This window comes from Nesterenkonia halotolerans (assembly GCF_014874065.1).
Taxonomy (GTDB): Bacteria; Actinomycetota; Actinomycetes; order Actinomycetales; family Micrococcaceae; genus Nesterenkonia; species Nesterenkonia halotolerans.
In genome coordinates, this window is sequence record NZ_JADBEE010000001.1 from 2,139,732 (window position 1) to 2,152,486 (window position 12,755).

Consider the following 12,755-nt stretch of genomic DNA (forward strand, 5'->3'; position numbering starts at 1 on the left):
GAATGTCGCAGTATGGCGCAATTGGTGCGGAACGCGGGGCCAGCTTGAACCGATGCGGAAGGCCAGTTGGCTCGATGGAGGAAGTCTGTCGTGGAGGCTTTGGAGACGAATCGCGTGGAGTAGAGGGTCCAAGGGCGCTTGTGCGAGAGCCCGGCCGGGACCGATTGGAGTGAGGCGCCCGTGCACCCGCAGCAAGTCGTACTCATCGGCCTTCTTTGCAGCTTCTCCCAACGATGGTTGGTTGAGGATTTGAAATGCTCGAAGGAGAGCGGCTGCGATGTGCTGGTCGGAAGTATGGAGTCGTTTCCCTCGGTAGTTGTGGCGGTCCTCGTTGGCAAGGAGATGCATCGACTCGGAAGCGTGCTCGTGAGTGAGCTGCTTGCCCGCACAGAATTCGATCCGATTTGGTTGACCTGGTTTTGGTCGAAGTAGCTGTAGTGCACTAATGAGGTCTTCTGGGGCTGGAGGTGCCGATAGAGTCGCCAGATCGACGGTGCAACCAGCCCTGGCATAGCCCCGACCGCGTTCTGGCTGTTTGCTGTACTCAGTGCAGGTAGAGGGTGATCGGAGCCTGCGTGCCCAGGTGAAAGTGCTGAAGGGCTGAGAGCCGCATCCTGGGCAGCTTGTCAGCAGCAAAGTCCTGTGGTGAACGCACGCAACCATCCACGGGTGTCGCCATTCTGGGCTCCATGCTTGTTGCTCGAGTAGGCACTGAGGACAGAAACGGGATCCGGTTAGGACTGGCAGGGGCCGATACGCCATGTACCTGGTGGATAGCCTTCGCTCGGAGTTGAGGATATCCGTGTGCCGTTCGAAGGCAGCGGCCCGCTGGGCGTCATCGACGCCCGTGCGTTTGGTGATGATGTCTTGCCGATCGCCGAGCCGCTCTTCTGTCATCAGTGGCGTGTAAAAATTCTTGCTCATGCCGACCTCTGCGAACAGGTGTGCCGGTGAGACTCCAAATCGGTGGGCCATTCGGGCCCACCAACTGATGAGGGTCTCATCGTGTTTCAACTCGACTCGTATTGGCCACCGATCGAGGTCGTATCCACCGGGAATTGCTCGAAGTTCGGTAGCTGGAGACTGGCCAGTACTAAGCGTTGCGGAGGCTGGTCTCAGCTGCATTGTCACCCGTCACGGCTGCGATAGTTGCGGCGTTGATGCTCTCTTCGCCGGAGGCGATGGCATGGAGACTTGCTCGATCCAGGATGTTCGTAAGTGACCCGATCGACCCACTCGTCTTGTCGAAGAGCTCGTTGGCGAGGTCGGTCAGCATCCGAGGCTTCTTGTGGAGCAGCATTAAGTGACGCTCGAAGGCGCCGAGTACGTCGCACCACGCACGCATCCCGGAGGTTGAGGTGCTCCGAAACGGTGATACCGATATCCGAGTGGCTCTCCGTGAAGTTTGCGCGAAGGCAGCATCTTCACCGAGTAGACCCTCGTCAAAGAACTTCTTGGCTTTCAGGTTCACGCCAACAAAAATGAAAGTTGCTGGCATTTCGTTGGCGAGGCCCTTGAAGTGATTACTGACTTCCTGGCCCCGCCTGTGCTTGTAATCGATGAAGTGGACGTCATCGAACACGATGAGCTTTGTCTGGCACGACCGGACACAATCCACGGCCAACGCCGCTAGACGGGAAGTTGATGCTCGATTGGCCCCTGGGTGGCCATAGAAGCTGAGAAGCTTCTGATTCAGCCCTTTCAGCGTGGTGCCTGCGTCTACCGGGATGAACGCTACAGGGATCCTTTGGTGTCCTTCCGGTGTCGTGATCCCATGGCGACGTAACGAACGTTGATGGAAGGCGCGGGCGTACCGGGTTGCGATGGTGGTTTTTCCAAGCGCGGGTTTCGCATCGATGACTGCTGATCCACGGAGGCGGTCGCCGTCTCGATAGTTGGAAGCCATCACCTGGTCTAGGACGCGAAATGCGTCCTTCAATTGCGCGGTGTGTACTGCAGGTGGGTTGGCGTTCCAGACGGCACGAGCTTCGTTATAGTCCTCTAATTCGTCGTCACCCAGGGTCTGGAGATCGGCGTGGGAAAGTATCGGTAGCGGTTCACGTGGTCCGAGTTCAGCAAAGGTGTTCCACCCCTCCTTGTATGCCATGTCGAAGTCACGAACCGCGTTGTTGGCCAGCCACTGGGCGAACCTGTTGGTCATACGTCGAACACCTCGATCGTGCCTTCTGGGTCATCTGCGTAGGCTCGATCGAAGACATCGAGATCATCGTCCATGGGCGGGTGGGCGCGACGTTGGTCAAGGTGCGCAATCAGATCGATTACCTCAGGTTCCGACTCCGGGGGTCGGGTGGGCTCAGTGGCATCGAGCCTGGGAGCCAAGGTCGAGGCGGATCGACGAGCGAGATTTTTTTCACGCTTATCGGTGACGGCACCTTTGCTGTATCGCTGCATGAGATCTTGGAGGGCAACGTCGGGGTTGATGTGCCTGTCGGTCTTGAGGGTTAGCCGTCGGGTGTAGTCCGCAGCTTCGGCGCTGAACGGAGCGTCGAGCCCTGCTGCTTGATCCCATTCCAAATCGTGCCAGAGGTGCGTGTCGGGATCTTGAAAGTAGGCTGTGCGCACGTCATCGTGGTCGACCATGATGGGCCATTTTCCTCCGTGGGCGCCCCCGTGTTGCGACTTGGAGCCTCGGTAGAGGTTGAGGGCCGGGCCGTCGTAGCGCCGACCATTGATCTCAACGCCATAATGCTGAATGGTCCTCCAAACAACGTCCAGGAACTCCATGCGCAAACTCTGGCTAGCCGGCAGCCGCAGCACCCCAGAGGCGGCGACGCCACGAGAGAACATTTCCGCAGGTGAAAGCACAACATCAGGAATCCGCGGGTCACAGAGTCCCTTGTGAGCGGTGTGGTGGTAAATGCCGACCCACTCGCGGATGATCGTCTCAAGCTCTGGGACCGTGTAAAAGGCTTCGTTCTCTACGTCCTTGCCTCGAGAGTGCACGTCGGGGCCCTTGTATGCCGGCAGACGCTCCAACAATTGTTGACGCAAGGTGCGAAAGAATCTTTCGACAGTTGGTTTATCCGTTGGCTTATGCGGGGTTGCTGGCTGGATATTGATCCCCAGACGGTGACACACGGCTTTGGTTCGAGCCGCGAGATAGACCTTGCCGTGATCGACCACAATCGTATCTGGCAACGCCCCGGTGGATTGGGTGATCAACGTGTCTGGGACCCCGGCGTAAGGTGCTGGAACACGGTCCTCAGCGGGCATTCCCCATTGTTGGGGTGTGACTACCTGGTACAGCACGGAGGAGACGTCTTGGGCCGTAGTTGACACCGCCCGAAGCGCCAGCCCCAAAATACATCGCGAGTACAGGTCCATTGCGATCGTGAGCTCGGTGTTCAACCAGCGGCCGGTAGCAGGTTCCATGGCGAACACATCGAGACGAGTGGTGTCCAGAACGACGTACTGGCCAGGCCGATCTGCACTGAGACGTCCTAGAACGCCTTTCGGACGATCAGCCACAGATCGCCGCTGTTTCGCGGAACCGAAGGTGTAGCGTCCCTTATCGAGTTCCTGCAAACGACGATAGGCCACCGCTTGAGAAGGGACGTGAGCGTCCGGATATCGCTCTAGGTAAAGTGCGTTGGTTTTATGTAGGACCAATCGTCTCGTGGGGTTGGAACGTGTAGCGAAGAACTTCAAGACCTCCATACAGGCCTGATCCCACTCTTCAGCAACTGACCGCCGATGGGGTTTGCCGCGGCGCGCATCGATCAGGCCCGCGAGGCCACGTTCGGCGTATCGAATTGCGCGGCGACGAACAGTACGGGAGGAGGCGCCCAGCATTGTGCCCGCCTGTCGATATTTCTGTTCGAGCGGGAGTCCGGTTTCGGTCAGAACAAGTTCATCGTAGATACGAGCTTCTGCTTCTAACCGTTCTCGTTGGACCTTGCTGAGCCCCGACAGCAGGACAACGTCGAGTTCAGAATGTGGATCTTGATCTCCAATCTCCTCCTGCAGGGGCTCCGCCTGCCCAATTAGAGAAGGAGCGTGGGCGCGCTTGAAGTGCTCTCCCGAACGCAACACCACGGTTGTACCGTCAAGTTCGACGACGGTCCAGGCGGCGCCATCGTGCCACAGTCCTGCTCCAACGAAAATGTCCAAGATCTCCGATGTCACGCTCTAGCTCCTGCCGAAGATTTCAGAACGGTCTCCTCGCCGAGCGGTTGCTCCAGATCGAGGGTCATGTACCCAGCCCACAGGCAGGCCAGTACTGCCACGCGCCATGAATTCACGTCGCAACCCTCGGGCCTTCTCGTGAGGACTTCGCGCAGCGTCACCTCGCTGCAGTCCAAGGTCGCGCGAGCGGCGTCGACCAAGCCTGGAGGAAGACGTTCAGGGCGTCTTCCGACCGCGAGGGCTTTGATATTGCGGAGTTTTGCTCCGTCACTACCCGTGAACACTTCGTAGTTCCAGCCCTTCGTCCGGCAAAGGCTGCGTGTCCAGGCTAGTTGCGCTTCGACCTCTGGCCTTTCCAAATGAGCTGAGGGTTTCACGTCAACCAAAGTGACCGTCTTGTCTCGATGGACTAGCAGGATGTCGGGCACGTGTTTGCGTGGCGCAGCGCCCTCACGCCCCATGATTTGGAACGGTTGGGTAGCTATCCGTCCCACGTTCAGGTCGAAGTCGGCCAGCCACAATCGGTCTAGCTCGAGCAAGCTCTCGTAGACCATCACCCGCCGATTGGTAGAAGCCCAGAATAAGCCGGGGTAGTTCCGTTGACCTTTGAATGTCGGGGGTACCCGGACCGGAAGGCCTTCCACTATCAGGTCAGCACGTGCTTGTTCCCAAGTCGTGCTGACTTCATCGCCGATCTCGTTGCAGTATTTGACCGTCGCTTGGGGTTTGCTCACGTTCTCACTTTGCCTGCCGGACAGGCAGATGAGAAATCTGACACGCTGTGGCCAAGTAGGTGATAATTGGCCAACTTATACGAGAACCTACAGGCGGATCGGATGTCGAGCGGTCTTGCGTCAAGGAATACTTCCGCCCACTCTAAAGTTGAGTATGATGGACTCAAGTTTATTCGACGCCATCGTGTACCCGGCGTCACTACGCACTGGGAGGGGCAGACATGGACGTCAAACTCACGACCAAATCGCAGGAGGCGGTCTCGGCCGCCGCAATGAACGCCAACACCGCGAGCAACCCGCAGGTGGAGCCGGCGCATATCCTCAAGGCGCTCATGGATCAGCGCGAATCCATGGCCGTCGCGCTGCTCAAGGCCGCCGGCGCAGATGCGGATGCCGTGAGCACCCGCGCCTCGGCCATCATCAAATCCCTGCCAGCCACCAGTGGTGACTCTGTCGCCGCGCCACAGTTCTCGCCCGCCGGGCTCAACGTCATCAAGACCGCCCAAGCCCAAGCCGAGGACTTCGGGGACGACTTCGTCTCCACCGAGCACCTGCTGATCGGCGCAGCCTCCGACGGCGGCCCCACCGGCAAGGCGCTCGCCGAGGCAGGTGTCACGATCCAGGCGCTCAAGGCCGAGCTTCCTGGGCTGCGCGGGGACCGCAAGGTCACCTCACCGGACCCGGAGAACAGCTTCCAGGCGCTTGAGAAGTACGGCACCGACATGACCGAGATCGCGCGCTCCGGAAAGCTCGATCCGGTGATCGGACGCGATTCCGAGATCCGCCGCGTGGTCCAGGTGCTCTCCCGCCGCACCAAGAACAACCCGGTCCTGATCGGTGAGCCCGGGGTCGGGAAGACCGCCGTCGTCGAAGGCCTGGCCCAGCGCATGGTGGCCGGTGACGTCCCCGAATCGCTGCGCGAGAAGACGCTGATCTCACTGGACCTCGGCGCGATGATCGCCGGGGCGAAGTACCGCGGCGAGTTCGAGGAGCGTCTGAAGGCCGTGCTCGAGGAGATCAAGGCCGCCGAGGGTCGGATCGTCACGTTCATCGATGAGATCCACACTGTGGTCGGCGCCGGGGCCTCGCAGGGCTCCATGGACGCATCCAACATGCTCAAGCCGATGCTGGCCCGCGGGGAGCTGCGGCTGATCGGCGCCACCACGCTGAACGAATACCGCGAGAACATCGAGGCCGACGCCGCGCTGGAGCGCCGCTTCCAGCAGGTCTACGTGGGCGAGCCCTCCGTGGCCGACGCGATCGCGATCCTGCGCGGGATCAAGGAACGCTACGAGGCCCACCACAAGGTGGGCATCGCGGACAACGCCCTGGTCGCCGCCGCCACGCTCTCGGATCGCTATATCAGCGGCCGGCAGCTGCCGGACAAGGCCATCGACCTGATCGACGAGGCCGCGTCGAGGCTGCGCATGGAGATCGACTCCGCGCCGGTGGAGATCGACGAACTGCGCCGCGTGGTGGACCGGCTCACCATGGAGGAGCTGGCCCTGAAGAATGAGACCGACCCGGGCTCCGCCGAGCGGCTGAACTCGCTGCGCGCCGACCTGGCCGACAAGCGCGAGGAGCTGGCCGAGCTCACCGCTCGCTGGGAGGCCGAGAAGGGTGAGCTCAACCGTGCCGGTGAGCTGCGCGTGAAACTCGACGAGCTCAAGTCCACAGCGGAACGGGCCCAGCGCGACGGCGACCTCGCCGAGGCCTCCCGCCTGCTCTATGGCGAGATCCCGCAGGTGGAGAAGGACCTGGCGGCCGCGGAAGAGGAAGACGCCTCCACCCCGGCCGAGGGCAAGAAGATGGTCGCCGATGAGGTGGACGCCGACGGCATCGCCGAGGTCATCGCCGCCTGGACCGGGATCCCTGCTGGTCGGCTGATGCAGGGCGAGACTGAGAAGCTGCTCCACATGGAGGAGCTCATCGGCTCGCGGCTGATCGGGCAGAAGAAGGCCGTGGGCGCGGTCTCCGACGCTGTGCGTCGCGCGCGCACCGGGGTGGCTGACCCGGACCGGCCCACTGGGTCGTTCATGTTCCTGGGTCCCACCGGCGTGGGCAAGACCGAGCTGGCCAAGGCGCTCGCGGAGTTCCTCTTCGATGACGAGCGTTCGATGGTTCGGATCGACATGTCCGAGTACTCCGAGAAGCATTCGGTGTCCCGGCTGGTCGGAGCGCCCCCAGGCTATGTGGGCTATGACGAGGGCGGGCAGCTCACGGAAGCGGTCCGGCGTCGTCCCTATTCGGTGATCCTGCTCGACGAGGTGGAGAAGGCCCACCCCGAGGTCTTCGACATCTTGCTGCAGGTGCTCGACGACGGCCGGCTCACCGATGGTCAGGGCCGCACCGTGGACTTCCGGAATGTGGTGCTGATCCTGACCTCGAACATGGGGTCGCAGTTCCTGGTGGATCAGACCCTGGAGACTTCGGTGAAGCACCAGCGGGTCATGGATGTGGTCCGCGCCTCCTTCAAGCCGGAGTTCCTGAACCGGCTTGATGACGTCGTGATGTTCGATCCGCTCTCCATGGAGCAGCTCAGCGGGATTGTGGAGCTGCAGATCGGGCTGCTGCAGGAGCGGATGACCGCACGCCGGCTCACCCTGGAGGTCACCGAGGCGGCCCGGGATTGGCTGGCGTTCACCGGCTATGACCCGGCCTATGGTGCCCGCCCGCTGCGCCGACTGGTGCAGCGCGAGATCGGCGATCAGCTCGCTCGCGCGCTGCTCTCCGGTGAGGTGGAGGACGGGGACACGGTGCTGGTGGACCGCGAGGAGCTCACCCTGGAGGGTGAATCCATGCACGGGCTCACGGTGTCCAAGAAGCCCGCGAACGGTCCACTTCTCCTCGACAGCTGAACCCTCGGGGTCAGCGAACCGCCCGGGAAGGGTCAGGAGAGCGTGAGGCCTTCGCGGGCCAGCAGTGCGCGTTTGGTCTCCGTGCCGCCGAAGCCGTAGCCGCCGATCCCGCCGTCGGAACGGATCACCCGGTGGCACGGCACCGCGAAGGCGACCAGGTTGTTCGCGCAGGCGCTCGCCGCGGCCCGGTGTGCCAGCGGGCGGCCCGCCATCTGCGCGAGCTCCGCGTAAGACACCGTCTCCCCGGCGGGCACCTCGCGCATCGCGGCCCACACGTCCTGCCGATACTCCGAGCCCGGCTGGATCACGGGGATCTCATCCAGCGCGGTGTGATCCCCCGCCGCATAGGCCGCCAAGGCCTCTGCCACCCTGCCGGTGCCGGCGGGAAGCGGCTTCATCTCCCGGGCGGCGGTGGTCGGTGCCAGCAGCTCCAGGCGATCCATGAGTCCCTCCAGCACACGTCCGATCGCGGCCACCTCGGGTTCCTCGCCGATCGCCTGAGCCAGCGAGGCCGCACGGATGGTCTCGTCCTCGGGGGAGTAGATCACCACAATGGCGCCCAGCCCGTCGAGGGAGGCCGAGGACCAGCGAAGCTCGGGCAGATCGGACTCCGGCGGGAGGGACACATCAGTCATATGCCGAATTCTCCATCGCCCACCGAACCAGGTCCACCTCCGCCCTGGACCGCGGCTTGATGGTGCCGCTTCCAGTCTGGAGAGCCCGGGGCGAGCGGCCCGCGACGCGCAGGCACGCCTTGGGCAGCACCGCGGGCATTACCGCGGAACAGAGTCGGCCTCCGCGGCGTTGAACCAGGTGACTGACCTGACCAGGCGAGGTCGCATGTGATCGTGCTGACCAACAGCGGCAATCTGACGACGGCGCAGCGCCAGTCATGTTAACCTAGTGAGCACGAACTACTTTTAAACAGCTAATCCCGCGATGAGCCCTGCCCGGCATCGTAGAGGACACGAGAAGACAGAGGGGGTCTCGCTTATGGGGCGTGGCCGTCAGAAGGCGAAAGCTACGAAGCAGGCTCGGGAGATCAAGTACTACACTCCGGACACCGACCTGACTGCGCTCGAGAGAGAGCTCGCCAAGACCCGCGGTGATGGGGATGTCTCCGGCAGATCGCGACCGGACTCCGAGGAACGAAGCAGCAGTTTCGACCCGTACGAGGATAAGTACGGGCGCTGACGCGTGACTGAGCCCACCTCAGAGGCCTTCACCAGACCCGTCGAGAACGCCCACAAGGCGGCTCTGCGGTCCATCGCGCGAGTGGTGGAGGACACCGCCGAACCCCAGCCGGCCGATCAGGCCCGCGAGGGCATCGCCGCGCTGCTCAAGAACGGCGGGGTGCTGGCCGTCACCGGAGCCGGTGTCTCCACCGACTCAGGCATCCCGGACTACCGCGGACCCCAGGGCTCCCTGCATCGGCACCGTCCGATGACCTACCAAGAGTTCCAGCATGACCTCGCCGCGCGCCGTCGTTATTGGGCCCGCGGCTTTGTCGGATGGCGCCAGATGCATCGCGCCGAGCCGAACCAGGCCCACCGGCTGCTCGCCAAATGGCAGACCGAGGGCCTGCTCACCGGACTCGTCACCCAGAACGTGGATGGGCTTCACCGCGCCGCCGGCTCGGACCCGGTGATCCATCTGCACGGGGACATGGACTCGGTCATCTGCCTGAACTGCGGCAACCGCGAGACTCGGTCCTCCATGGACACCAGGCTCCAGGAGGCGAACCCCGGCTACGCAGAGGCCGCGTTCGCCGCCGCTGAGAACGTCAATCCTGATGGCGACGTCACGCTGGATCAGTCCTGGGTGGAGAAGTTCCACATGATCACCTGCCTGGTCTGCGGATCAGACCGGCTCAAGCCTGACGTCGTCTACTTCGGGGAATCGGTGCCTGCTGAGCGCAAGGCCGCCGTGGATGAGCTCGTCGCTGCATCCTCGGCGCTTCTGGTGGTGGGCAGCTCCATGGCGGTGATGAGCGGATTCAAGATTGCCCTGACCATGCACCAGTCGCACCGCGCCATCGGGGTGATCAACGGCGGACCCTCCCGAGCGGACGCGAAGGCAGACTGGCGCTGGCGCACCCGCATCACTCCTGCCCTGGAGGAACTCGACGAGCTTCTGCACTGACCTGGGAGGATTCCGCGAGGTAGTTACTGTACCGTACGTATAGTATAGTAACTCCGGTGATGACCCTTCCTTCTTTGCATGCCTCGCTCGGCCAGACGCTCACCGCGTGGCAGCGATGGACCATGCTCGCCATCGTCTCTTCGGCCCTGCTGCTGATCGCCCTCGACAACACGATCCTGTACACGGCGCTGCCCACGCTCACCACCGAGCTGGGCGCGTCCTCCTCAGCTCAGCTCTGGATCATCAACGCGTATCCGTTGGTCATCGCAGGGCTGCTGCCGGGCTCCGGCGCGCTGGGGGACCGGTTCGGACATAAGCGCATCTTCCAGGTCGGACTCGGCATCTTCGGTGTGGCCTCGACCCTGGCCGCCTTCTCCGGCACCTCCGAGATGCTCATCGCCTCCCGCGCCCTGCTGGCGGTGGGCGCCGCCGCCATGATGCCGGCGACCCTGGCGCTGATCCGGCTGACCTTCGCCGTGGAGCGCGAGCGCAACCTCGCCATCGCCATCTGGGCCGCGGTCGCCACCGTCGGCATGGCCCTGGGCCCCATCGTCTCCGGGGTGCTGCTGGAGTTCTTCTGGTGGGGCTCGGTGTTCCTGGTCAACGTCCCGATCGTGATCGCCGCACTGGTGCTGATGCTCGTGGTCGGCCCGGCGAACATCTCCAACCCACGCCGGCGCTGGGACTGGCTGTCCTCCGCGCAGGTGATGGTCGGCCTCACCGCCGCGGTGCTGGCGATCAAGACCATCGCCGCAACCCCGGTGAACTGGCCGCTCTTTGTGGTCTCCACCGTCGTCGCCGTCGTGATGCTCACCGTCTTCGGACGCCGGCAGGTGCGGCTGAATCGCACCTCGGAGCCGCTGGTCGACTTCAGCATCTTCCGCAACCGCGGGTTCAGCGGCGGCGTCATCGCCGCGGGCGCCAGCATCTTCGCCATCGTCGGGGTTCAACTGGGCACCACCCAGCGCTTCCAGCTGGTGGAGGGCTTCAGCCCGCTCGACGCCGGCCTGATCGTCTCGGCACTGGCCGTGGGCTCCATGCCCTTCGCGCTCTTCGGCGGGGCGATCCTGCACCGCTCCGGCCTGCTCACCCTGATCGGCGGCGGCATGGCGCTGGCCGCCGTGGGCGCGGGCGGAGCCATCTTCGCCACCCTCGCAGACTCGCTGCTCTGGCTGGTGATCAGCTTCGTCGTGCTCGGCGCCGGGCTGGGTGCGTCCATGTCGGTGGCCTCCACCGCGATCATGGGCAACGTTCCGCCCCGCCGCGCCGGAATGGCGGCCTCCATCGAGGAGGTCTCCTACGAGTTCGGCGGACTGGTCGGGGTGGCCCTGCTGGGCAGCCTGATCACCTTCGTCTACACCCGGGTGCTGGTCCTGCCCGCGGGGGCCGAGGAGTTCGCCGGGCAGGCCCCGGCTGCGGTGCTCGAATCCGGGAGCGCCCCCGCCATGGGGGCGGCCGCCGAGGCCTTCGACACCGCCTACCTCGCAGTGCTGATCGGCGTCGCCCTGATCATGCTGCTCGCGACCATCGCCTCGTCCTGGATGCTGCGCCGGTACACTCCGGGCAGCGAATCCCAGGCCTACCCCGGAAACCACTGAGCGGAGATCCAGCACTGTGCGCCCCTCCAAACGCCACGAGATCCTCGACGCCGCCACCCGCGTGGTCCAGCGCGAGGGTGTCACCACCCTGACCTACGAATCCGTGGCCGCCGAGGCGGGCATGACCAAGGGCGGACTGCTCTACCACTTCCCGTCCCGGGAGGAGCTGCTGCTGGGACTGCACCGGCATGTGGCTGAGCAGTGGGAACGTTCCCTCGAGGCGCAGGCGGGCGGGACCGCACAGGAGCTCTCCTGGGATGAACGCTTCCAGGCTTTCGTCCGGCTCTCGCAGAACCCCGAGCGAGCCGAGCTGCTGCTCATGCTCGAGGCGTCCGAGGATCCGGTGGCGAACGCAGCGTGGGATGAGGTCTTCGCCCGCTGGGCCCCGCAGCCCCCGGAGGTCGTGTCAGCCCCCGACGACGACGCGGAAGCCGCCGCGCTCCGGTGCTTCATCGCGCGGCTCGCCGCCGATGGGCTGTGGTTCTACGAGGCACTCTCCACTGAGGGCCTGGGCCCTAAGATGCGTGAGCGTGTCACAGAGGAGATCATCGCCTTGGCACAGCGTGCCAGCGATTCCACGACGCAGCGCGCCAGTGAATCGGCGGCGCGGCCCGCCAGTGATTCCGTGGCGAAGCCCGCCGACGCCGCAGAGTAGTCTCGTCCAGTGGCAATTCTCTCTCTGATGCTCTTCGTGGTGGCCGGCGCTGGCACGCCGGGGCCCAACAACACCATCGTGATGGCCTCGGGCGCTGCCTACGGGTTCAAGCGCACCCTGCCGGCGATCCTCGGAGTGAACGTCGGGTTCCCCTCCATGGTGCTGCTGGTCGGGATCGGGTTGGGCCAGGCGCTTGAGCAGTGGCCGGTCATCTTGGACGTCCTGCGACCGATCGGCATCCTCTACCTGCTCTGGCTCGCCTTCAAGATCGCCACCGGGCCGACTGACCTGCGGCTCAAGCAGGAGGCCAAACCCCCCGGGTTCGTGCAGATGGCACTGTTCCAGTTCGTGAACCCTAAAGCATGGACGCTCTCGGTGGCGGCGCTGAGCACCTTCACCGGATTCTGGGACTCGTTCCTGGCCGAGGTTGCGGTGATCGCACTGGTCGCCCTGTGCTTTGGAGCTCCCTTCACCGTGGCCTGGACGCTGCTCGGCGTCGGCGCGGGGAAGGTGATCTCCCAGCCGAAGCACATGCTGATCTTCAATGTGGTGATGGCCGCACTGTTGGTCGTCTCCGTGGTGCCCGCGATGATCGACACCTGGGAGTCACTGCCGCTGTAGT

At 63.8% G+C, this 12,755-nt stretch carries 10 protein-coding genes and 1 pseudogene; 6 read left to right on the plus strand and 5 right to left on the minus strand.

Annotation, left to right across the window (positions count from 1 at the left end):
* Positions 1-690: 690 nt before the first annotated feature.
* The 4 genes and pseudogenes from H4W26_RS14155 to H4W26_RS09735 all read right to left on the minus strand — a co-directional run.
* Positions 691-1,125 (minus strand): annotated as a pseudogene (locus H4W26_RS14155) (TniQ family protein); the annotation flags it as partial.
* Positions 1,094-2,161 carry a TniB family NTP-binding protein gene (locus H4W26_RS09725; protein ID WP_192591846.1) on the minus strand — a complete coding sequence of 356 codons (1,068 nt, stop codon included), beginning with the start codon at positions 2,159-2,161 and terminating at the stop codon, positions 1,094-1,096. The gene H4W26_RS09725 and the pseudogene H4W26_RS14155, both read right to left, overlap by 32 nt.
* Positions 2,158-4,146: a DDE-type integrase/transposase/recombinase gene (locus H4W26_RS09730; RefSeq protein WP_192591847.1), complete on the minus strand. Its 1,989-nt coding sequence runs from the start codon at positions 4,144-4,146 to the stop codon at positions 2,158-2,160. Before H4W26_RS09730 ends, H4W26_RS09725 begins: the two co-directional genes overlap by 4 nt.
* Positions 4,143-4,880 (minus strand): TnsA-like heteromeric transposase endonuclease subunit, encoded by a 738-nt coding sequence (locus H4W26_RS09735; protein WP_192591848.1) that lies wholly within the window; start codon positions 4,878-4,880, stop codon positions 4,143-4,145. The genes H4W26_RS09730 and H4W26_RS09735 overlap by 4 nt, the downstream gene beginning before the upstream one ends.
* A gap of 221 nt (positions 4,881-5,101) precedes the next feature.
* Between H4W26_RS09735 and clpB the strand changes: the two genes are divergently transcribed.
* Positions 5,102-7,738 carry an ATP-dependent chaperone ClpB gene (gene clpB / locus H4W26_RS09740; protein ID WP_192591849.1) on the plus strand — a complete coding sequence of 879 codons (2,637 nt, stop codon included), beginning with the start codon at positions 5,102-5,104 and terminating at the stop codon, positions 7,736-7,738.
* 32 nt (positions 7,739-7,770) lie between these two features.
* On the opposite strand, the gene H4W26_RS09745 is transcribed toward clpB, so the two are convergent.
* Positions 7,771-8,373, minus strand: coding sequence for a methylated-DNA--[protein]-cysteine S-methyltransferase (locus tag H4W26_RS09745; RefSeq protein ID WP_192591850.1), 603 nt, complete (start codon positions 8,371-8,373; stop codon positions 7,771-7,773).
* A gap of 358 nt (positions 8,374-8,731) precedes the next feature.
* Between H4W26_RS09745 and H4W26_RS09750 the strand changes: the two genes are divergently transcribed.
* From H4W26_RS09750 to H4W26_RS09770, 5 genes are read left to right on the plus strand one after another with little or no spacing between them, the layout of a single operon-like run.
* Positions 8,732-8,932, plus strand: a complete 201-nt coding sequence (locus tag H4W26_RS09750; RefSeq protein WP_192592120.1) for a DUF3073 domain-containing protein — start codon at positions 8,732-8,734, stop codon at positions 8,930-8,932.
* Between the two features lie 3 nt (positions 8,933-8,935).
* On the plus strand, positions 8,936-9,880 hold the full coding sequence (locus H4W26_RS09755) for a Sir2 family NAD-dependent protein deacetylase (protein ID WP_192591851.1): 945 nt from the start codon (positions 8,936-8,938) through the stop codon (positions 9,878-9,880).
* A 59-nt stretch (positions 9,881-9,939) separates the two neighbouring features.
* Positions 9,940-11,478, plus strand: coding sequence for an MFS transporter (locus tag H4W26_RS09760; protein WP_225939984.1), 1,539 nt, complete (start codon positions 9,940-9,942; stop codon positions 11,476-11,478).
* Positions 11,479-11,494: 16 nt separating this feature from the next.
* On the plus strand, positions 11,495-12,133 hold the full coding sequence (locus H4W26_RS09765) for a TetR/AcrR family transcriptional regulator (RefSeq protein WP_192591852.1): 639 nt from the start codon (positions 11,495-11,497) through the stop codon (positions 12,131-12,133).
* Between the two features lie 9 nt (positions 12,134-12,142).
* Positions 12,143-12,754, plus strand: a complete 612-nt coding sequence (locus H4W26_RS09770; protein WP_192591853.1) for a LysE family translocator — start codon at positions 12,143-12,145, stop codon at positions 12,752-12,754.
* The last annotated feature ends 1 nt before the right edge of the window (position 12,755 follow it).